The 22,720-nt window shown below is 48.1% G+C and carries 19 protein-coding genes and 1 riboswitch; of the genes, 15 read left to right on the top strand and 4 right to left on the bottom strand.

The window, feature by feature from the left end; all coding sequences use genetic code 11:
* Positions 1-295 precede the first annotated feature (295 nt).
* The 13 genes from D328_RS0121315 (at position 296) to D328_RS0121250 (ending at position 16,113) form a co-directional block, all read left to right on the top strand.
* On the top strand, positions 296-1,018 hold the full coding sequence (locus tag D328_RS0121315) for a hypothetical protein (protein WP_018887074.1): 723 nt from the start codon (positions 296-298) through the stop codon (positions 1,016-1,018).
* 44 nt (positions 1,019-1,062) lie between these two features.
* Positions 1,063-1,464 (top strand): GntR family transcriptional regulator, encoded by a 402-nt coding sequence (locus D328_RS0121310; RefSeq protein WP_018887073.1) that lies wholly within the window; start codon positions 1,063-1,065, stop codon positions 1,462-1,464.
* Positions 1,465-1,468: 4 nt separating this feature from the next.
* Positions 1,469-2,383, top strand: coding sequence for an ABC transporter ATP-binding protein (locus D328_RS0121305; protein ID WP_018887072.1), 915 nt, complete (start codon positions 1,469-1,471; stop codon positions 2,381-2,383).
* A gap of 2 nt (positions 2,384-2,385) precedes the next feature.
* A complete protein-coding gene (locus D328_RS0121300; RefSeq protein WP_018887071.1) occupies positions 2,386-3,288 on the top strand; it encodes an ABC transporter ATP-binding protein in 903 nt (300 codons plus the stop codon).
* On the top strand, positions 3,281-4,588 hold the full coding sequence (locus D328_RS0121295; protein WP_018887070.1) for an ABC transporter permease: 1,308 nt from the start codon (positions 3,281-3,283) through the stop codon (positions 4,586-4,588). Before D328_RS0121300 ends, D328_RS0121295 begins: the two co-directional genes overlap by 8 nt.
* 52 nt (positions 4,589-4,640) lie before the next feature.
* Positions 4,641-4,835: a hypothetical protein gene (locus D328_RS0121290; protein ID WP_018887069.1), complete on the top strand. Its 195-nt coding sequence runs from the start codon at positions 4,641-4,643 to the stop codon at positions 4,833-4,835.
* 211 nt (positions 4,836-5,046) lie between these two features.
* Positions 5,047-7,317 carry a 5-methyltetrahydropteroyltriglutamate--homocysteine S-methyltransferase gene (gene metE, locus D328_RS0121285; protein WP_018887068.1) on the top strand — a complete coding sequence of 757 codons (2,271 nt, stop codon included), beginning with the start codon at positions 5,047-5,049 and terminating at the stop codon, positions 7,315-7,317.
* A 734-nt stretch (positions 7,318-8,051) separates the two neighbouring features.
* Positions 8,052-8,213, top strand: a riboswitch (cyclic di-AMP (ydaO/yuaA leader).
* A gap of 254 nt (positions 8,214-8,467) precedes the next feature.
* Complete coding sequence (gene kdpF, locus D328_RS31920) at positions 8,468-8,545, top strand: K(+)-transporting ATPase subunit F (protein WP_081625333.1); 78 nt, start codon at positions 8,468-8,470, stop codon at positions 8,543-8,545.
* Between the two features lie 39 nt (positions 8,546-8,584).
* A complete protein-coding gene (gene kdpA, locus D328_RS0121270; RefSeq protein WP_018887065.1) occupies positions 8,585-10,264 on the top strand; it encodes a potassium-transporting ATPase subunit KdpA in 1,680 nt (559 codons plus the stop codon).
* Between the two features lie 23 nt (positions 10,265-10,287).
* Positions 10,288-12,321: a potassium-transporting ATPase subunit KdpB gene (gene kdpB, locus D328_RS0121265; protein WP_018887064.1), complete on the top strand. Its 2,034-nt coding sequence runs from the start codon at positions 10,288-10,290 to the stop codon at positions 12,319-12,321.
* A 32-nt stretch (positions 12,322-12,353) separates the two neighbouring features.
* Positions 12,354-12,968 (top strand): potassium-transporting ATPase subunit KdpC, encoded by a 615-nt coding sequence (gene kdpC, locus D328_RS0121260; protein ID WP_018887063.1) that lies wholly within the window; start codon positions 12,354-12,356, stop codon positions 12,966-12,968.
* Between the two features lie 58 nt (positions 12,969-13,026).
* The gene (locus tag D328_RS0121255) at positions 13,027-15,336 is read left to right on the top strand and encodes a universal stress protein (RefSeq protein ID WP_018887062.1); all 2,310 of its coding nucleotides are present in this window, start codon (positions 13,027-13,029) and stop codon (positions 15,334-15,336) included.
* A 156-nt stretch (positions 15,337-15,492) separates the two neighbouring features.
* Positions 15,493-16,113, top strand: a complete 621-nt coding sequence (locus tag D328_RS0121250; protein WP_018887061.1) for an NAD(P)-dependent oxidoreductase — start codon at positions 15,493-15,495, stop codon at positions 16,111-16,113.
* A 118-nt stretch (positions 16,114-16,231) separates the two neighbouring features.
* Here the strand turns inward: D328_RS0121250 and D328_RS0121245 are convergent, their stop codons facing one another.
* Positions 16,232-16,654, bottom strand: a complete 423-nt coding sequence (locus D328_RS0121245; RefSeq protein WP_018887060.1) for a MerR family transcriptional regulator — start codon at positions 16,652-16,654, stop codon at positions 16,232-16,234.
* A 153-nt stretch (positions 16,655-16,807) separates the two neighbouring features.
* On the opposite strand from D328_RS0121245, the gene D328_RS0121240 reads away from it, so the two are divergent.
* A complete protein-coding gene (locus tag D328_RS0121240; protein ID WP_018887059.1) occupies positions 16,808-17,374 on the top strand; it encodes a sugar O-acetyltransferase in 567 nt (188 codons plus the stop codon).
* 169 nt (positions 17,375-17,543) lie between these two features.
* Here D328_RS0121240 and D328_RS0121235 read toward each other — a convergent pair whose 3' ends face one another.
* Together D328_RS0121235 and D328_RS0121230 are read right to left on the bottom strand one after the other, a co-directional pair.
* Entirely contained in the window at positions 17,544-18,158 is a 615-nt protein-coding gene (locus D328_RS0121235) for a sugar O-acetyltransferase (RefSeq protein WP_018887058.1), read from the bottom strand.
* Positions 18,159-18,193: 35 nt separating this feature from the next.
* Positions 18,194-20,272 (bottom strand): beta-galactosidase, encoded by a 2,079-nt coding sequence (locus D328_RS0121230; RefSeq protein WP_018887057.1) that lies wholly within the window; start codon positions 20,270-20,272, stop codon positions 18,194-18,196.
* 180 nt (positions 20,273-20,452) lie between these two features.
* Here D328_RS0121230 and D328_RS0121225 point away from each other — a divergent pair, with 180 nt between their 5' ends.
* Entirely contained in the window at positions 20,453-21,367 is a 915-nt protein-coding gene (locus D328_RS0121225; RefSeq protein ID WP_018887056.1) for a helix-turn-helix domain-containing protein, read from the top strand.
* Between the two features lie 123 nt (positions 21,368-21,490).
* Here D328_RS0121225 and D328_RS0121220 read toward each other — a convergent pair whose 3' ends face one another.
* A complete protein-coding gene (locus D328_RS0121220) occupies positions 21,491-22,468 on the bottom strand; it encodes an MBL fold metallo-hydrolase (RefSeq protein ID WP_018887055.1) in 978 nt (325 codons plus the stop codon).
* Positions 22,469-22,720 lie beyond the last annotated feature (252 nt).

The following is a 22,720-nucleotide window of genomic DNA, read 5'->3' as shown; positions in this document are numbered from 1 at the left end:
GCATTTAGGAGGAAATTTGAGTAGCTGTGATACCATGCTAGAATAGGAATTTTCAGGGTCATAGGGCTTGGTGGTGTGAGATTAGGCATACAAAAGGGTTGACTTGGGGAGTGGGTGTTTATATACTGTGTATAAAGATATACACACTAATCACACTAATCACAGTGAGCACACTAATAACATTTAAGTAATGCTAGTAACTACCACACCTTAACATCAATAGCCCAATTGCCAAGTATCTGTTGCGGGTGGAAGGTGTAAATCTGATTTTTCTCGTAGAAAGGATGAAGATAGCATGATGGATATGAAGCGAGCGTGGTTAATTACGGTAAGGGAAATGACGATGGGGCGCTGGACCATTCCGATGTCGATCCTGTTCTCGTTGTATCTGGGCTTTACCACCTCCATGGTGATGGCTATACAGTTCAATGGAGAAGACGTTGCGCTAAGTCCAATAATGGATTTTCTGATCCTGTTTCTACTTCCATTTCTCGGATTTCTGTTCAACCGGCGAAGCTTCATGTATCTGCAGGAGGATTCCTACACGACGATGCTGGCTTACTACCGAACGCTGCCGATTCCATCACGGATTGTTGTTATGAGTCGCATTCAGCAGATGTTCGTTGCCTTTGGGATGAATGGTCTCGTGTACTTTAGTTGTCTATTCGTACTCGCCGGTGATTTGCAATCGAATTTCTCAATTGCTTTTTTCCTGACCTTCGCCTTGACCTGGGGCGCTTATGGAATCATCGTGCACTGTATCTATATCTTCATGGAGATGACCTCAAGCGGGAAGAAGTACTTCTGGAACTCGTTGATTGCCGGGATACCGATCGTCATATTAGTTATTGTTGTCAGCATGATGGGCTCCAGTGTCGTGAGTTGGGTAACCAGGATCAGTCGTGACTTTACATTGGCGTCCCCTCTGCTGTGGGTGCTGCTAATTGGAGCTATTGCAAGCGTGTGGACCTCCGCCCGTCTGACGCTTCGTTCATTGCTTCGGCGTGATCTGGCTTGAAGCGGATTGGGAGCATGGACATGGAACAGGGGGGAGGAAGATAGGTGAATATACCGGTGCAAATTGATGAGAACAGTACAGAGCCGTTATATGCCCAGATCAAGAACCAATTACGGTCCTTGATTATTGCAGGTCAGATTGATGAAGGTACGCTGTTGCCTTCCATTCGCGAATTTGCATCATCGTTGAATTGCAGTGTAATTACAGTGCGGAGGGTATATCAGGATCTTGAACAGGAAGGTCTGCTTCGTACCCGGCAAGGGACGGGAACCTTCGTAGCCAGAGTAGGCGACGATCTCAAGAGCAGCTACAAGACGAACGCGGTAACTACTGCGCTGGAGCAGGCCGTCGATATCGGCATCTCGGTACAGTGCCAGGAGGAAGAGCTTAGGCAGCTATTCGATGATATTGTGCGCAGGAAATACGGGACTGTAAAGGAGAAATGACACAATGGAGAAGACCATGATTGAGATGAAGAATGTTCGCAAGCGAAGAGGCGTGACAGAAATCGGACCGCTGAGCTTCTCCTTGCCACTGGGGCATATTCTCGCTTTGGTAGGGCATAACGGTTCTGGTAAAAGCACGCTGCTGCACATGTTGACTCGGATAATCAGACAGGATGCAGGTGAGATTCACTGGTGCGGACAATCCTACGAGCATGAGCTTCCTGCTGATGTAAGGCAGTGGATCGGTTACATGCCTGAGCATTTCACCCGGGATGAGGATCGATTGACGGCAAGGCAGGCAGCTGCTTTTCGGGCCCAATGGTATACGGGCTGGGATGAACTGCGGTTCCAGGAGCTGATGGATCGCTTCCAGGCACCTTGGGACAAGAGACTGTCCAAGGTCTCGAAGGGAGAGCGTCGCAAATTCGAGCTCGCCGCTGCTCTCGCTCCGCACCCTAGACTGCTGCTACTGGATGAGCCGTCGTCAGGTCTGGACCCGTTCTCGTGGAAGATCATGATTGATGAATTGAAGGACTGTATGCGCAATGAGCGTACCACTATCATTTTATCCAGCCATATCATTGATGAGGTCAGACGCCTCGCGGATTATGTGGCATTGATGGATAAAGGGCAAATGCTTGGCGTAGCCGAGAAAGATCGGTTGCTGGAGACAGGCAAGGAAATTTGGTTCGAGGGAAGCAAGGAGGATGCTGGCGATCTGCCGGGCGTCGTGGAGCATACGCAGGAAGGCATGCTGCAGCGTGTGGTAACGATGAAGGCGCCAGCCGTAGCAGAGATGCTGGAGGAAGCAGGGATTCGCATTTTGCGTTCCCGGGCACTGGAGCTTGATGAGCTGATGACGTATTGGATGGATGGGCAGGTGCCCGAAGACATTCTTATGGATAAAGGAGTGATCTGAGCATGAACGTACTGGAGCTGCAGGATGTGGTGAAGCACTATGGAGAACAGACGGCGGTAAATGGCATTCGTCTGCAGGTGGAGGCAGGAGAGATCTATGGCCTGCTTGGAGGCAATGGTGCGGGCAAGACGACGACGATGCGGATGGTGCTTGGCCTGATCTATCCCGATGAAGGAAGCATTATGTATCATGGCAAGCCGTTCAGCCTGCAAATGCAGCATGGTATGGGCTATCTTCCAGAGGAGCGGGGGCTGTATCCGAAGGTCAAAGTAAGTGAGCAGATCACTTACCTGGCCAGGCTAAGGGGCATGTCTGCCAAGGATGCGGATCAGAGCCTGCGGTATTGGCTGGATCGCTTCGCGGTACCTGAATACTATGATAAGCGGATCGAGGAGCTGTCCAAGGGGAATCAGCAGAAGATGGGCTTCATCGCTGCCGTCGTTCATCGTCCATCTATTCTGGTATTGGATGAGGCATTCAGTGGACTCGATCCCGTGAATGTGGAGCTGCTCAAGGAGACCGTGAAGGAGCTGCGTGATGAAGGAGCTGCCATTCTGTTCTCGACACACCGTATGGAGCATGTGGAGGAGCTTTGCCGCAACATTACCATTTTGCATAAATCAAACACAGTCGTACAAGGCAGTGTCAGAGAGATTAAGTCCAGTTATCCGCGGGAGCGACTGCGTCTGGTGACCTCGACAGAGCTTGAGGGGCTGGAATCAATACCAGGCATTAGCCATGTAGAGAAGCTGGAGCGCGGCTGGATGCTGCATATGGAACATGAGGATGCCGCCAGGCTGGTGCTGAATAAAGCGATAGCAGAGTCTAATATTGAGCATTTTGAGATTAAGGAACCAACGCTGAACGAAATATTCATCCGGGAGGTTGGTGAATCGCATGAATAGAATAGGTACGGTCATCGGGTTCACATTTCGCCAGAAGGCAAAGACCAAGTCATTCCTTATCACTACACTGGTATTAGCCTTGCTCATTACGATCGGGATGAATATCCCTTATCTGATTACCCTCTTCAAAGGGGAGGATAAGGCCTCTTCTCCCATGAAGGAGCAAATGTCGATCGGCTTGATTGTCCAGCAGCAGGATGCAACTGTGGCCGAAGCCTTAGAACAGTATACTCAGCTGCAATCCGTCACACCGCTAAGCTGGATACGATATGACAGCACGACGGATGAAGCACTGCAGTCTGCCCTGCAAAATGACACGATTACAGGCTATGTGGAGCTGACATCGGCTGCTGGAGAGTTCCCTACTGTCGAGTATGTCGCGAAGGGCGATGCTCCTTCACCAGATGTGATCGCACTGCTTCAAGCGGGACTTCAGTCCGCCAAGACGAAGCTGATTGCGGGGACGACACTAAGTGAGCAGCAGGTGCAGGAGATTAGCACTCCCGTACAGATCGACAGCCGTACGATCAGTGTAGAGGCAGAAGGCGGCAATGGAGCGGACGGTAACGCAGGTGAGAATCTATCTCCGATCAATTATGCGCTAGTCTATGTTCTGATGATTCTCTTCTTCACCTCCGCCATGATGACAGGCAATATGATTGCCTCTGAGGTAACGGCAGAGAAGAGCTCGCGAATCATGGAGATTCTGATCACCAGTGTATCGCCACTGACCCAGATGTTCGGCAAGATTATCGGTATATTCATGATTGGCATGCTACAAATTCTGGTATTTGCTCTTGTAGTGGGAGGAAATCTGCTGCTACCACACAACCACGTCATTCTGGCGGATGCAGGCCTCAGTCTTGCAGAGCTGAATGTGCAGGTGCTGGTCTATGGACTAATCTTCTATATTCTCGGCTACTTCCTGTATGCAGTGCTGTTCGCTGCTGTGGGCTCCATCGTGAGCCGGACGGAGGATCTGGGGCAAGCGGTGATGCCGATCACCATGCTGGCACTGGCTGCATTTTACATCGGTATCTTCAATATCTTCACTTCGGATACGATGCTGGTGAAGGTCAGCTCGTTCGTACCGTTCACGTCACCTACAGTCATGCTGCTGCGGATTGGACTAGAGCGGGCTGCACTATGGGAGATATGGCTGTCGCTTCTCATCTTGGTCATATCCATTGTGGGCTTCGGCTGGTTGTCCGCGAAGATCTATCGGACGGGTGTGCTGATGTACGGCAAGCGTCCAAGCTGGAAAGAGCTGCGCAAGGCAATGAAGGCGTACAAAATCTAGAAATAGCACCGGGCTAAAAAAACAACAAAATAAACGATGTGGGAGATTGAATATGCTTAATCATTTGAATACAAAATCGTATAAGTTAATGAGCGCAGGAGTAGTTGTTCTACTGTTAGCATCAGCCATAAGTGGAGAAGGTTCTGGAGTGAAGGATGCTATTCAAGGAGCAATGGTGGGTGCTGGAGCTGTTCTAGCTGTTGTTAGTCTATGGATGTATGGTAGCAAGAAGAAAATGAAGAACTAAATGAAGAACTAAATGAAGAACTAAATGAAGAACTAAATGAAGATATAGGTGCTACTCTGATTGGGGTGGCACCTTCTTTGCATTGTAATATTCAGGCTTTTCGTTTGGGCCATAGAAAAAAGCTATATCTGGGTATAGTTTTTTTGTGTTTCCCGATAGCAGCTTCCACGCTCTATACTAAAGCCAACATTTAAGCAAGGAGCTGTTACAATTGAAAACATCCATAATCGGTTATCCACGAGTCGGCGCGCTCAGAGAGCTTAAATTCGCATCCGAAAAATACTTCAAAGGCATACTTCCAGTTGAAGAGCTGCAACAAACGGCGGCTCAGCTTAGATACGCAAACTGGAAGCTTCAACAGGAGAACGGCGTCGATTTCATTGCCTCCAACGATTTTTCCTTCTACGACGGACTGCTAGACACGGCTTGCTTGCTTGGAATCGTTCCGCAAAGATATCAGGAACTCGGATTAAGCCCACTAGAGACGTATTTTGCAATGGCGAGAGGCTATCAAGGCGACGAAGGCGATGTTAAAGCGCTGGCGATGAAAAAATGGTTCAACACAAACTATCACTATATGGTGCCCGAGATCGAAGATACGACAAGCATCCACTTGGCCGGCTCGAAGCTGTTCGACGAATTTACGGAAGCAAAACAGCTTGGCATCACAACCAAGCCTGTGCTGATCGGAGCATTCACTCTGCTCAAGCTTGCAAGATTCACAGGCTCGAAGCAAGTGAAGGAGTTCGTGCCTGCGGTTGTCGAAGCTTATACTGCTGTTCTGAACCAATTGAACACTCTTGGCGCAGCATGGTTCCAACTGGATGAGCCTGCATTAGTAACGGATTTGACTTCGGAAGATATCGAGCTTTTTACGGAGCTATATAGCGGTATCCTGTCCGCCAAAGGCGGCGTAAAAGTTGTCGCACAAACGTATTTTGGAGACGTGCGCGATTGCTATCAGGTACTTCAAGGTCTGCCGTTCGACGGAATTGGCATCGACTTTGTCGAGGGCAAGCAGTCTTTGGACCTCGTGCGCAAGCATGGCTTCACAAGTGACAAGGTGCTATTTGCCGGTGTAATCAACGGTAAGAACATCTGGAAAAACCAATATAAACAAACCATTGCTCTCGTTCAAGAGATCAGCAAGCATGCAAACCAAGTCGTGCTCAGCACGTCCTGCTCGCTGCTTCATGTCCCGTACACGATTAAGCACGAAACAAAACTGACGGCGACAAATAAGCAATACTTCGCGTTCGCGGAAGAAAAGCTGTGCGAGCTTGCAGAACTCAAGTCGATCTTGGAGCAGGAGAGTCCGGAAGCTTCCACTTACTATACAGAGAATGAGAAGCTGTTCCGTGCATCGCGACTCACGAATGACAATTCGGTACAGAAGAGAGTAGCAGAGTTGACTGACGCCGACTTCACGAGACTTCCTGCCTTCGCCGAACGGGAAACGCTTCAGAAAGCCAAATTCAATCTACCGCCGTTACCTACGACGACGATTGGTTCGTTCCCTCAGACGGCTGATGTCCGCGCGAACCGCGCAGCCTTCAAGAAAGGTAACATCACCGAGCAACAGTATAAGCAATTCAACTTTGACCGCATCGCGGAGTGCATTGCGCAGCAGGAGGAAATTGGAATCGATGTGATTGTTCATGGCGAATACGAGCGCAACGACATGGTCGAATACTTTGGGGAATGCTTGGATGGCTTTATCTTCACTGAGAACGCTTGGGTACAGTCTTACGGAACACGCTGTGTAAAGCCGCCGGTTGTATGGGGCGACATTAGTCGTAGCAAGCCAATTACTGTAGAGTACTCGACGTTCGCGAAGAGCCGTACCAACAAGCCGGTCAAAGGCATGCTGACGGGTCCGGTGACGATCCTGAACTGGTCGTTCCCTCGCGAAGATATCAGTCTGAAAGAAAGCGCCCTTCAGATTGGCCTTGCGATTCGTGACGAAGTACTTGATCTCGAAGCCAATGGAATCGAGATTATCCAGATCGATGAAGCCGCTTTAAGAGAGAAGCTTCCGTTGCGACATTCCGACTGGCAGAGCGAATACTTGAGCTGGGCGATTCCTGCCTTCCGACTCGTGCATAGCGGCGTCAAAGCCGAAACGCAAATTCATACGCATATGTGCTACAGCCAGTTCAACGATATCATTCGTGACATCGATGCGATGGACGCCGATGTCATTACATTCGAAGCGTCGCGCTCAGACTTGGCAATTATCGACGCAATTAACGAGTGTGGCTTCCGCACTGAAGTCGGCCCAGGCGTGTACGATATCCACTCGCCTCGGATTCCAAGCGTAGAAGAGCTTAAACAAGGACTGGATCGTATGTTGGATAAGATCGAGGTGTCCAAGCTATGGGTTAACCCGGACTGCGGACTTAAAACTCGCGGTGTCAATGAAACGTGGGCCAGCTTGAAGAACCTTGTCCAAGCAGCCAAAGAAGTAAGAGCAACATTGTAATAACGTACAAGAGGATGGGCTCAAGCGAGCTCATCCTCTTGGTTTTATTTCATTCAGAAGGCGATTGAACGTAGCATACTAGTACTGGAGCTGGAGACGTACAGCTATTCAGGATCAAAATTCCTGCTGGACTAAGGTACGTCCATTGAATATTCGTGGATTGCCGAAGATCATCGAGATTTTCGGCCATATGAACAGCTGGGGGTAGATATATTTCCGGAAAACCAGGTGCCTCCAATTTACGAGTTGTGTGAGCTTCATCTATAAATAGACTCCCTGCGCCACCTACAACAACTAGTCTCGTTTGTGAAGCTCCCTGTAGGGCCCTGTTCTGAGTAACGAACATATATTTGTCTGCTTCGATAAATTGGTCAGACAGTTCTGCGAGACGCTTTACTTTCGCTTACTTCTGTGATCGATGTCAACGTTTATTTTCAATATGATCATGGATTGGGTGAGATTTCTTGTTATTTCAGTAAAGGCAGAAATGCTGTAAAAAAGGCATAAAAGAAGACATTTAAAGGCGTAAAAATTCCGTAAAAATGAATGAAAACCTTAGTAATAAAGAGTATATGAGAGGAAAGTCTAGAAACTCTTATTTAAGAACGCTTACATAATGTGGATTTCATGCATTTTGAGTCCATAGCCAAAACCGTTTGTTTTACATTGTTTTTTTCGAGCGGTAAGATACAGTCCGTGAACGGAATTGAACTGCCGATGAAGACGAGGTCGGTGGACCAATCACGCTGAATCCTTGGAACAAGCAAGGAACGGGGGAACCAATCGAGACCTGATGGTCTCATGGGGTGAATCACTTGGCCTTTTGGTGCCAGGTGTAGGGCGACTCTCACGCCCGAATCCGACAGCTAACCTCGTAAGCGTATGGAGGGGCAACATTTTATCGCGGGCTGTTCAGGACACAGGTCATGAGCAAGAAGCCGCGGAAAAGGTTTCCTTTTCTGTGGCTTCTTTTTGTTGTCTTCTTCTTTAGTTCGAAGGTGAGCATGGAAAAGATTCATTGGATTAACAAAGGGAGTGTTGGGATGTTGGATTTATGGATGGTAATTACATTAATTGTTTCTTTCGCGCTCGTAATCGGATTTATTGAATGGTGTGGGAGATCTATTGAACCTATGGAGGGAGAACGTGAATGACCATTGTGTTGATTGCTACAGGTGCTTTGTTCATCTACTTAATCTATGCCTTGCTTCATCCTGAGAAATTTTAACGATGTTTTTTCATTGAGTAGGACCAGGGAGGAAATTTTATGGATATATTGCAAATCGGAATCGTCATTGGCATTTTGCTGCTAGTTGCCAGACCGCTAGGTGATTATTTGTACTACGTGTTCTCTAACGAACCCAATCGTACGGATCAACTATTTGGATGGGCTGAGAAACCCGTTTTTGCATTGATCGGTCTGAAGCATCGTGTAGGCATGAATTGGAAATGGTATGCGATCAGCTTCGTTACGACCAACGTGGTGCTCGTCGCGATAAGTTATTTACTATTACGGGTGCAAAGTGGCTTGCCGCTGAATCCCAATGGTATCGCAAATATGGAGCCGACATTAGTGATGAACACCGTAATTAGCTTCATTACGAACACCAACCTGCAGCATTATAGCGGAGAGACGGGACTGACCTACTTCTCGCAAATGGCTGTCATTATGATGATGATGTTTACGTCAGCGGCTACGGGTCTCTCCATTGCGGTGGCCTTTGTCCGAGGAATTACGAGCAAAGGAAAGACCTTAGGGAACTTCTTTGAGGATTTCGTCAAGGCGCATACACGAATCTTTTTCCCTTTTGCGTTAGTTATCACGTTGATACTGGTGGCGCTCCAAGTACCCCAAACGCTGGATTCGACTCTATCTGTAACGACGCTGGAGGGAAACATTCAGCAGATTGCGATTGGCCCGGTCGCTTCGTTAGAATCGATCAAGCATTTGGGAACGAACGGAGGTGGCTTCTTTGGTGCGAACTCGGCACATCCGTTTGAGAATCCGAGTCCGCTGACCAATGTGATTGAGATCCTGTCCATGTGGGCCATATCCGCTGCGCTGCCATTTATGTATGGCAGATTTGCGAATAACCGCAAGCAGGGCTGGGTTATTTTCTCGGCGATGATGATATTGCTCCTTGTGTTCCTGTCTATCTCCTACACAGCAGAAAAAAGTGGGAACCCGGCGCTGAATGCGCTTGGTATTGATGCTTCGCAAGGAAGCATGGAGGGGAAAGAGGTACGATTCGGTATCGCCCAATCTGCACTGTTCACGGTAGTGACAACAGCAGCGACGACCGGTTCGGTCAACAATATGCATGATACACTGACTCCACTTGGTGGTCTGGTACCGTTAGCGGAGATGATGCTGAACGTCGTGTTTGGCGGAAAAGGCGTCGGGCTAATGAACATGCTTATGTATGCGATACTCGCTGTGTTCATTTGCGGACTGATGGTCGGCAGAACACCTGGATTTTTGGGACGTAAGATTGAATCGCGGGAGATGAAGCTCATCGCGATTGCGATTCTGGCACACCCGTTTATCATTTTGGTCCCAACCGCTGTTGCCTTCCTGACTGATCTGGGTAGAGGCTCGATCACCAACCCTGGCTTCCACGGGATTACACAAGTGCTGTATGAATACACATCGTCAGCAGCTAACAACGGATCTGGCTTCGAGGGACTAGCGGACAATACACCATTCTGGAATATAACCACGGGTCTTGTGATGTTCTTCGGGCGGTATATATCCATGATTGCGCTGCTTGCCGTCGCCGGATCATTAACACGTAAGCAATGGGTACCGGAGACAATCGGCACATTCCGTACCGACAACGTACTGTTTACTGTTCTATTGATTGGCAGCGTCATTCTGATTGGTGCGCTGACCTTCTTGCCGGTGATTGTATTGGGACCAATCGCTGAACAATTAACGATTCGTTAAGTTAGAAATGGGGAGAAATTGCCATGAACGAAAAACGTAAAATAAGCCTATTCTCTGGCCCGCTGATTATGCAGGCCTTGAAGGCAAGTGTGTTCAAGCTGAATCCGGCTGTCATGATGAAGAATCCCGTCATGTTCGTCGTGGAATTGGGTACGGTCATCGTGTTATTGATGACGTTGCTTCCTGGCACGTTCCATGCAGAGGATCGGATCGGATTCAATCTTACTGTGTTCATCATTCTATTGTTTACCGTGTTATTCGCCAATTTTGCCGAGGCGCTGGCAGAGGGCAGAGGGAAGGCGCAGGCGGATACGTTAAAGCAGACGAAGAAGGAAATCACTGCGAATAAAGTAGTTGGGGGTAGCGTTAAAACCATTCCATCAACCGATTTGCGAAAAGGGGACATCGTCGTCGTATCCCAAGGCGAAATGATTCCTGGCGATGGTGAAGTCATGGAGGGTCTGGCCTCTGTTGACGAATCGGCGATTACTGGGGAATCCGCGCCCGTGATTAAGGAAGCAGGGGGCGACTTCAATTCGGTAACGGGCGGAACACGCGTCATTAGTGACCAAATTAAAGTAAGAATAACAAGCGATCCTGGAGAGACGTTCATTGATCGCATGATTGCGCTTGTTGAAGGTGCAAAACGCCAAAAAACGCCAAACGAGATCGCACTCAATACGTTGCTGATCAGTCTGACGCTTATATTCCTGATTGTTGTTGTCACGCTTGGCCCTATTGCTTCTTATGTACATGTAAATCTGGAGATCCCCGTGCTCATTGCATTGCTGGTCTGCTTAATCCCGACGACGATCGGAGGTCTACTCTCAGCCATTGGTATTGCCGGGATGGATCGGGTAACCCAGTTCAATGTGCTGGCCATGTCTGGCAAAGCAGTGGAGGCTGCCGGTGATATCAACACCATGATTTTGGATAAGACCGGAACGATTACTTACGGGAATCGAATGGCCAGTGAGATCATTCCAGTTGGTGGGGTCCACATCAATGAAGCGGCCGCTTGGGCGGCAGTATCCTCCGTTCAGGACGAAACACCTGAAGGTCGCTCGGTGCTGGAATGGATGAGGAAAAACGAAAAAACGTTTGACTCGACGCTTGGAGACGCTGGCAGCTTTGTTGAATTCAAAGCCGAGACGCGGATGAGTGGCGTTGACCTGAAGGATGGGCGGCAGGTCCGCAAAGGAGCAGTTGATGCTATACGCCAATGGGTCATTGCACAAGGTGGAGTGATACCAGAGGAGTTGGACGCCCAGGCTAATCGAGTCGCGACAGAGGGTGGAACACCATTGGCTGTAGCCGTCGATCAACAAGTCTTTGGCGTTATCTACTTGAAGGATACCGTGAAGCCTGGCATGCGTGAACGATTCGATCAATTGCGTGCAATGGGGATTAAAACGATTATGTGCACCGGGGATAATCCGTTGACGGCAGCTACGATCGCCAGGGAAGCTGGGGTAGACGACTTTATTGCGGAAAGTAAGCCCGAGGATAAAATCGCCGTGATTCGCCGTGAGCAAGCCGAAGGCAAGCTGGTTGCGATGACGGGGGATGGTACGAACGACGCACCTGCATTGGCGCAGGCCGATGTCGGGCTCGCGATGAACAGCGGTACCACGGCAGCAAAGGAAGCGGCCAATATGGTCGATCTGGATTCAGACCCCTCAAAAATTATCGAGGTGGTCGCGATCGGCAAGCAATTGCTGATGACACGTGGTGCCCTGACCACGTTCAGTATCGCTAACGACATTGCCAAATATTTTGCGATCATTCCAGCGATGTTCATGATTGCTATTCCAGAAATGGAGGCCTTGAACATTATGAAGCTTGGCTCGCCGCTATCGGCGATTCTATCGGCATTAATCTTCAATGCGGTTATCATCCCACTGCTGATTCCACTAGCAATGAAGGGGATTGCCTACCGACCGATGAGTGCTTCGAGACTGCTTACTCGTAATTTGCTCGTCTATGGCCTGGGAGGGGTAATTGCGCCGTTCATCGGCATCAAAATGATTGATCTGCTCGTTCATATCTGGATTTGAGCCATTCTTACCATAGAAAGAAGGAAGTAGCTATGAGTACAATGATGCAACCGAAGCAGGAGGAGCCTTCCAAAGGAACGGTATTCTGGACCGCATTGCGCGTCAGTATATTGTTCATCGTCCTTTGCGGTATTGTGTACCCACTTGTCAGCACTGGCCTCGCACAGCTCATGTTTCCGCAGCAGGCGAATGGGAGTTTATTACGGGATAATGACGGTAACGTTGTTGGGTCCGCATTGATTGGACAATCGTTTACAGACCCGAGCTATTTTCAGGGTCGTGTGTCCAGCATTGATTACACCGCAGAGGCATCCGGTTCTAACAACTACGCTCCTTCTAATCCAGAAATGCTGGCACGCACGCAAGCGTCCATCGACCAATGGCGTCAGGATAACCCTGACGTACCCATCGATCAACTACCGATTGCTCTCATTACCAATTCAGGTTCGGGTCTTGACCCGCACGTTACTCCTGAGTCTGCACAGGTGCAGGTGCCACGAATCAGCAAGCTGACGGGCATTTCTATTTCTGAGTTGCAAGCGCTAGTGGATCAGTATACAGAAAGTCGTGATTTGGGAGTATTCGGTGACCCGAGAGTACATGTACTGAAGCTTAATCTGGCTTTGAAAGAGAGGCTGGAAAAGTAACATAAGAAGAGAAACAGGTGCGTCAACCTTGGTCTGCATCTCAGGAGGTGAGTAGCGAGTGACCGAATTTAAGAGGAAATCACCAGAGGAGATCTTAAGCTCGATAGCGCAACTGCACAAGGGGCGTCTTAAAATTATTATCGGTGCAGTTAGTGGCTCGGGAAAAACGTATCATATGCTGCATGAAGGCAGGTCCTTGAAGCAGCAGGGAATTGACGTGGTCATGTGTGCCATTTCGACTATGCAGCGCTCTGAAACGGTTCAACAAGCGTTGGAGTTGGGGCGTGTACCGAGTATTCATTGGTGGAGCGATGGCAAGGAATACAAGGATTTACCGCTGGATGAACTTGTGATGCGTAATCCTGAGGTGCTCCTGGTTGACGGGCTTGCTCATCGCAATCGAAGTGGGGCGAAGTTCAAGACACGACTGGAGGATATTCGATATCTGATGGAGCAAGGCATCAGCGTCATTACGACGATCAATGTCTACGAGCTGGAGGGGGTGGACGAGATTGTCTTTAAGCGGATGGGGATTCGTGCAGAAGAAACGGTTCCTACCGATACGCTTGAGCTGGCTGACGAAGTACGGCTCATTGATGTCTCTCCGGAGACGATGCTGAAGCGGATTGACGAAGGAATCCTTGGAGATCACACGCATCCTGCGCTGGCCCGGCGTGGAAATCTTGGTGTGCTGAGGGAAATCTCGCTGCGCCTGATGGCAGAGGGGGTTAACGATTCGCTTGAGAAACACCGTGAAGAGCTCGGACTAGTTGGTGCATCGGGAGCAACAGAGCGGATTTTGGTGTCGGTTCAGTACCACTGGAACGGTTCACTCTATGTGCGCAGAGGACAACAAATCGCCAAAAGATTGAATGGTGACATGATGGTGGTTACGTTCCTACTGCCCAATCAGAAGCTGTCGAAGGATCAGCAAATGTTCAAGCGTTCGATCCAGAAATTAGCGGAGAAGGTAGATGCCAGATTCGAAGAGCTTCCCTTACTCCATGTGCGCAAGCTTCCAACGATGCTTGTACGCTATGCCATCCAAAATAACGTTACACGTATTGTGATGGGACATTCTCAAAAAAGTCGCTGGCAGGAACGCTGGCAAGGCTCCATTGCGGGTAGAGTGCTTAGGACAATGAGGAATGTGGACGTCTTCTTGATGGCAGATCGCGCAGAGCATGAAGGAGAACGCATTCTGCCAATCAAGCCGCACTCAGGAGGTAGCGCAGAGCCATTCCGAAGATTAAGTCCTGTGGAAATAGAAAAGAAAATAGAAACCATCCGCCGAGGTACATTTAAAGTGTATATCGGTGCTGCACCTGGTGTCGGTAAAACATATAAAATGCTGCAGGAAGGTAATAGTCTGCTTCGCAAAGGGATCGATGTCGTCATAGGGTTGTTGGAGACGCATGGCAGGAAGGAGACACAGGAGCAGACGGGAAATTTATCGCTTATCCCTCGAATGCACGCCTTCTACCAGTCGGCTCATCTTGAGGAAATGGACACTGATGCCATTATTGCACGTCATCCCGAGGTGGTGCTTGTTGATGAGCTTGCGCATACGAACATCCCTGGAAGTAGGAACAAGAAAAGATATGAGGATGTTATTCGCATATTGGAAAGCGGCATTTCTGTCATCTCGACCATTAACGTGCAGCATCTGGAAAGCCTTAATGATGCAGTGGAGCAGTTGACCGGTGTTCGTGTAAGGGAGACCGTGCCTGATGCCATTCTGAAAATGGCAGATGAGGTTGAGCTTATAGATGTTACGCCTCAAATGCTGCAACAGCGTATGCGAGAGGGGAAAATATATGCCTCTGAAAAGGTGGACCAGGCCTTAGGTTCGTTTTTTAAAATAGGTAACCTGATTGCTTTGCGTGAGTTGGCCTTGCGCGAAATTGCCGACGATGTGGATGAACGTTTGGAAGCGTGGGAGCGCAACTCTTCCGTTCGTGGACCAAGACATCGACAAGAGGTCATATTCGTATGCGTGGATACCAGCTCGCGGGCTGAGCGATTAATTCGCCGCGGGTTTCGAATGGCTCATCGACTCAAGGCACCATGGCATGTCCATTATGTGCATAACACGGATGTCATTTCAGATGCCGACAATAAACGGCTGGATGCACTTCGCCAACTAAGCAATCGCCTGGGAGGCAACATGGAAGTGACCGGGCTTGGAAGCCATAAGAATGTTGGAGAAGCGTTGCTTCAATGCATGAAGGAAGTGCATGCCACTCAATTAATCATTGGTCAATCCCGTAGACCGTTATGGTATTCACTAATGAGGGAGACGGTTGTCCATTTCATGCTGCGTCGGGCGCGCTGGGTAGATATGCTGATCGTTGCTGATTTTCAATAATAGCTATACTATGATGGAAACGTTACAATAGGGCATATTCTTATCCAAGCATTGCGTCAATGGCTTATCATTATTGTATGCTCGATTGAAGGTGGATGAGGCTGAATGTTACTCTATGAATAGATTTATGCGATGTATAGGAGGAGGGTCTCTCTCATGAATATTTTGATATTTGGTGCAACTGGACGAGTCGGGGCCCATATCTTGCAGCATGCTCTTGATGATGGCCACCATGTGACTGTATTAGCTCGGTCCCCAGACAAAATTCACATGGATCGTGAACATTTAACTATTGTTCAAGGGAATGTCCTGCATGGAGATGATATTACACATGCAATGCATGGGATGGATGTAGTCATTAGCGCACTAAATACAGATGGTACTACAACGTTATCAGCAAGCATGCCCCTGATTATTGAGGCCATGTATAATGAGAATATTCAGCGTATTATAACCATTGGAACCGCCGGTATCTTACAAAGCAGAATCTCTCCCCATCTACTGCGGTATCAATCCAGCGAATCCAAGCGGAAGTCGAACCGGGCAGCCATTGAGCATCATCAAGTGTATAGCTTGCTAAAGAACTCGTCTCTGGAATGGACTATTGTATGTCCAACGTACTTGCCTGATGGAGAAAGGCTCGGGAAGTATCGTGTAGAGCGTGATGTTCTGCCTGAAGGTGGAGCGGAGATATCTGTTACGGATACAGCGGAGTTCGCTTACAAGCAATTAGAGGATAGCAAGTATATTAAGTCACGTGTAGGCATTGCTTATTGAGATAGAGTCCTCAGCTTCTATAACCATGGAAAGAAGCCTTCCCGGCTATTAAATTGGCAGCTAGGAAGGCTTCTTTGCTGTTGCTAGCTACAGTGGTGATTATGGGGTGTCGGTTCCGTTAGGCTTTGAAAAATTCTTCTGACAGAACACAAGTTTGTTGAGCGTGGATCGCTTCGGTACCGGCCTCTATGGCTGTCTGATAATACGAAATTTTATAATCAATCTTCTCCATGTGCTTATTAAGCTCGGCGATCTTATTAGTCACCGATCTTTTGTGTTCTTCAAATACCTCTAGCCGCCGGTCTAATGTAGTGTCTCCTTCCATGCTCCAATCCACAAACTGCTTTATTTTCTTCACCGGCATGCCGCTTTTCTTCAGGCAGGTTATGACGGCGAGCCATTCAAAATCACTTCTTTTGAATACACGAACTCCTGATGGATTCCTATCTACAAAAGGCATTAAGCCTTCCTTGTCGTAAAAACGCAAAGTAAATGCAGATATTCCAGTTATATTAGCAACCTCACCGATTGTATATCCCATGAATACTCCCCCTAGTTCTTTCTAATATTATTATTGTATCGCTTAGAGTTATCTCTAAGTCAAAGCCTATGCAAGAAAAATCATTTTTCTGTTGACTTAGAGCTATATCTAACACTTAATATGAGCATTAAATTTGTAATAAGGAGACTCTACATGAAGACGGAAATGCAAAAGCTTCTTGCAGGCGAACCATTTTGTTTTCTTGACCCTGAGGTTGCTGCCATGAAAGAGAATGCGACTCGCCTATGTAAACAATTCAATGAGATCGACACTTCAAATCTAGAAGAACAGAAGAAGCTCATTAAGGATTTATTTGGTTCCTGCAAAAATAATGTATACATGCAGCCACCATTCCATTGCGATGTAGGTAAGAATATTCATGTTGGGGAAGATTTTTTAACCAACTATAACTTTACAATTCTCGACGTCGGAGAGGTTATTATTGGCGATTATTGCATGATTGGACCCAACAGTACAATTTCCACAGTTAATCATCCGATGACTGCCCAAGGCAGGAGAGAAAAGCTGTCGATAGTTAAACCTGTGAGAATAGGGAATGACGTATGGATCGGGGCGAATTGTGTAATCCTTCCTGGAGTTAACATAGGAAGCAATGTCATTATTGCAGCCGGGGCAGTTGTGACCAAGGACATTCCTGATAACTGCGTTGTGGGAGGGGTTCCCGCCAAATTCATGAAAGAATTAGATGATTTCAAATAACGATTAGTCTCCAAGAGAACACCGTTAAGTCAACTTATCGGTGTTTTTTTGTGTTTATCTGACTCATAGAAGGGAATGAAAAACAAAGGGGTATGATCCCTCCATTCAACAAAGGAAAAAGGGACCATACCAAGAGGTATTACCATTTAGTGGTGCATGCTATTTATACTTATGTGTTCAACTCATCGCCAATCTCAAGCTTCTTAAAATAATACTTCTTATCATGCTCGTTAATTTCACGGAGCACCTTGCATGGGTTACCCACAGCTACCACATTTGCTGGAATGTCTTTAGTTACAATACTTCCGGCTCCAATCACGGTATTATCGCCAATCGTAATCCCGGGCAGTATGACGGCACCAGCGCCTATCCAACAGTTTTTGCCGATGGTTACCACGGCGTTGTATTGATACGCTTGTTCACGCAGTTCAGGTAGAATAGGATGCCCTGCTGTGGCGATCGTTACATTTGGACCCAACATGGTGTAATCGCCCACATAGATATGTGTATCATCCACGAGGGTCAGATTGAAGTTGGCATATATTTTTTTGCCGAAATGGACATGCCTGCCACCCCAATTTGAATGCAGTGGTGGTTCAATATAGCATCCTTCTCCGAACTCAGCGAACATTTCTTTGAGTAAGGCAGCCCGCTTCTCATATTCCAACGGTCTCGTCATGTTGAAATCATAAAGTCGTTCTAGACAGAGCGTTTGTTCTTGGACGATTTGTTCGTCGTTAGGTAGATATAGGCTTCCATTGTGCATTTTTTCTTTGTTACTCATGTAGTTGCACTCCTATATTTCAAATTCCAGATCAATTAATAGGGTAAGGCACTGCGTTTCAATATAGCTAAGCCGTTGACTGGCAATTCAAGAGTAGATGCCGCTGGCTCGCCTGTCTCCATGTTGAGGTAGCTGCGTCCGTCCAGTTCGATTGCCTGAGCATGACCACTGAAGTTCTGTACAAATACATATTCCTGTTCACCATCTGTACGCACTTGGGCAGTGATGCCCACCGGTAGCTCACAGTCAAGCACTGGCTGGATGCCGATGTCCCTTGTAATGGCTCTGTACAGTTCCATGTAGAAGGCCTGCTCCTTTACCCGAGTTGCCAGATGATATGCTCTACCTTCGCCCAAGCGGTTCACGGTCAGTGCAGGACGTCCCGCGTAGAAATCGTTCCGATAGGTGCCCAGAGTCTTGGCTCCCTCCAGATGAATCAGCTCGGCAATCTCATGAGCGTCATAATCACCAGTCAGGTTCAGCTCATTACCTGCTTCGAAGATGAGGCCATTCATATCACGGCTATGCAGTCCTTCCGTTTCCTCAGCCCAGATGCCGAGTGTACGGCGCAGTGGTCCGGGGAATCCGCCGAGATGGCACAGATCGGTCTCATTGACGACGCCTGACCAATAGGTGGCGAGGAATGTGCCACCGTTCTCAACATACTGTTCTATATTACGCCCGTTCTCTTCGCTAATCAGATAGAGCATAGGTGCGATAACGAGCTTGTAAGAGGCCAGCTCATCGCTAGAGCCGATAACATCAACAGGAATACCTAGTTCCCACAAGCCGCGGTAATGCTGTATAACGGTCTCCTCGTATTTCAGCCCGGAGTTGCGGATACCCTGAGCATCCTTAACCGCCCAACGGTTGTCCCAGTCGAACAGGATAGCAACCTCGGCCGGAGTGGAGGTACCCACGACCTCATTCAGTCCAGCAAGCACCTTGCCTACTTCAGCGACATCGCTAAATACACGTGTATGCTCATGACCAGCATGGTCGACAACTGCACCGTGGAATTTCTCGCTGGAGCCGCGACTCTTTCGCCATTGGAAGTACTGCACTGAATCCGAGCCGTGGGCAATCGCTTGCAATGAGGATAGCTTATGCATACCTGGACGCTTCATCTTGCTAACGGATTGCCAATTCGTCAGGGAGGGTGTACTTTCCATCAGCAGGAATGGCTTGTTCTTAAAGCTACGGAACATGTCGTGATGGAAGCCAGTCCACGCCGCTAGATGAACATCGTCACCGTCGTCCGTAAAGTGCCAGCTTGGATATGCATCCCATGAGACAACGTCCAGAATTTTGGCCATCTCACGGTAGTCGATTCCATCGATATTGTGCATATTAGTCGTTATTGGTAACTCCGGGTTGAAGCTACGGACCGTGTCCATCTCATGCTGGCAGAAGCTGATCGTCTGATCGCTTACAAAACGCCGCCAATCCAGATTCAGTCCGTGTACCTGAGTTTCACCATGTGGTGCTGGGGACTCGATCTGCTCCCAAGAAGTGAACGTGTGGCTCCAGAAAGTGGCCCACCAGGCATGATTGACTGTATCAAGATTGTTGTCATATCTCTTCTTCAGCCATACTCTGAATTCCGCCTGACATAGATCGCAGTGGCATTCGCCGCCAAATTCATTCGAGATATGCCAGCCGATCACGGCAGGGTGGTCGGCATAGCGCTCAGCCAGCTTAGTATTAATAATCTTAGTCTTCTCGCGGTATACTGGCGAGGTGTAGCAGTGATTATGGCGGAAGCCGTGCAGGTTGCGTACACGGTTACGCTCGACCCGCAGCACCTCGGGGTATTTCTGGGACATCCATGCTGGACGTGCACCACTTGGGGTTGCCAGAAATGCATAAATGCCGTTAGCTGTGAAGCGTTCCAGCAATTCATCCAGCCACTCAAATTGGAACACGCCTTCCTCTGGCTCCAGGGATACCCAAGAGAATATGCCTACAGACATGACGTTGCAGCCAGCCAGCTTCATTAAACGGATATCTTCTTCGAGCACCTCGGGGTATTTCAACCATTGTTCCGGATTATAGTCGGCACCGTGCAGCATGTGTGGCGCTTTGCTGCTAATTGCGGGATGTTTGAGTGTCATAATAAGTATGTCCTTTCGGTTGGGGATTGTTGTAAGGATGAGATTATTCTCTGATACACCTTTTTGATTCGAATCTTGCACTGGTATTGTTATACGCTTAATATACTAAAAGATACGCCATAAATATCGTTAGGATTAATGACTCGAATCGGTAGGACAAAATGAACATGAGGTGATTGTGTGCTTCCTTTCTCCTTAATTGAAATGCCACGTGATTCGATGGCATTTCCGTTATATCCTTATTCAGTCGGCCGGCACAATCAATACCATCATGTGCGGCCTACCGGGTTCCCGGTGGCGCAGCTATTCATGGTCCGTAGTGGCCAAGGGTTGTTTCGGGATATGAAAAGCGGCTCGGAGACCATATTAGAGCCAGGAATGGCTTATTTTTTTCCATCTGAACGCGGTCATGAATATTTTCCGTTATCTCACGAGCGATGGCACATGGGCTTCGTTGGGGTCGGAGGTAGTCAAGCTTTGGAAATACTTCAAACATTGAATTTGTTACCATCAGAGGTCCGTCGATTGGACCCCGGAGCGTTTGAATCCTGTTGGGGAATCATCGAGGACATATGGCGCATGGTCAATAATCAGGCAGCTGATCAACATGGGAATCAGTTAGCTCAGGAGCTGTCGGTACAGCTCTATCGACTGCTGCTGTTCGTGAAATCCGCCTCGGAGGGCGAGCAATCCATTGGGCGCCCTACGGGGCACGCGGTACGCAATGAAGCGATGCAGAAGGCAATTCAGCTGATCAACGAGCATTTTACAGAACCGTTGCTGGTGCATAATTTGGCGGCTGCGGTCGGCTATTCCGTTCAGCATTTTCAACGCCTGTTTCAGCAGGAATACGGCACATCTCCACATCAGTATTTGCAGAATCTGAGGCTGCAGCGGGCTGTTCAGATGATTACTGAGGACCCGGAGCTGCCGGTTCAGGATATAGCCTTGCATCTCGGGATGGAGACCAACTATTTCATTCGTGTGTTCCGAAAGGCTTATGGTTGTACTCCAGGTGTAATGAAGGAGCGGTTGATTCATCAGCGTCATCGAGTTCACCAAGGAGACAAGCCTTTGCATAATAATCCGTTGTAAGCTGAACATGTGTGATGGAGGGTATGAAGGGGCTGTATCGAAGTTAAACTCATGCAACCCAAAGACTCCTATCCGTGAGAATTTAATTCTACGGGTAGGAGTCTTTGGGTTATTTCATTACTCTTAAGGCCAGGAAATCTCGCCTTTGTATACCTGTGCGCTCAGCTCCAGATCACCTGTGTTTGTGAAATCAGGGTATTCCTTCTGCATCGTGGCAATCAGTTCTGCTGAGTTCTTGGCCTGCTCCGTCGCAGCTTCAAACTTAGCCATATAATCTTGGGTGAAGGCTACAGCTGATATATCCTCCGTGCTCTTGCCCAGATAGTGACCAGGAATTACACGTTCGGGGTTCAAAGCAGTGATGCGGTCCAACAGCTCTCGCCAGTGATCGCGGCTCTCTTTGGTTTGGTTATCAGCCATCCATACATGTTGATTCTCATAAATGGGCACACCACCTAAAATGGTCTTTGTCGATGGAACCCAAAGAACGGTGTGGGATGGGTCGGATCCATCCAGGCCAATAATCTGAATCTGTTCACCATCGACAGTCAGAGTATCCCCCTCAAGCGCCTCGGGAACAATCTGAGCAGTGGGGGCATTATCTTTCAGAATCGGGTTCCAGTAATCATTTTTGATTTGAATCGTGCGGTTGATTCCCTCTACGGTAGCTGGGGTCGCAACAATGCTTACGTCCGGGAAGGCTTCGCGAATAGTTGATAAGCCAAAATAGTAATCAGGGTCTTGGTGACTGATGTACACCGTTGTCAGCTTCTTACCCGTATCGCGGATCAGCTTGACCAGAGCCTCGGCATCATTTTTCTGAAACTGTGCATCGACGAGCAATACTTCACTCGGGCCCTCAATGAGGCTAGAGGTAACAGCAAAGATGCCCTGATCTCCCGGATTATAGGTAGTAATCTTAAGCTCTGTCGCTTGGGGGGCTTGAGTTCCTTCACTGGCAGTGCTCCCAGCTACTGTGCCTGTACTGGCTGTATTTTCACTTGAGGCATTCGGTGCAGCTGATCCTCCGGAACACGCACTCAGTACTAGGATCAAACAAGCAATTACAATCATTCCTAAGGTTTTTTTGCTACTTAACATACTAGAAATTCTTCCTTTCTTATCAAAAATGTTAGTTCGACACTTTATGTAACTATAATAGTTACAATTATTCATGATGTCAACATAAAAATGTAACTAAATAAGTTACAATAAAGGTTGGTATCATTAAAACAACGAAAAGCTTCTACTCTGCCTTCGGATGATCTTATAAGCTTGAGTTTTTGTCCCTTCAGTTGCACGTAGACGCAAATGTTGAATGAAGTAAAAAGTATTTACCCTATGTCATTATTT

It is taken from the genome of Paenibacillus massiliensis 2301065 = DSM 16942 (assembly GCF_000377505.1).
GTDB lineage: Bacteria > Bacillota > Bacilli > Paenibacillales > Paenibacillaceae > Paenibacillus > Paenibacillus massiliensis.
Note: the sequence above shows the minus strand (reverse complement) of the source record. Positions and strands in the feature narration are given on the sequence as shown.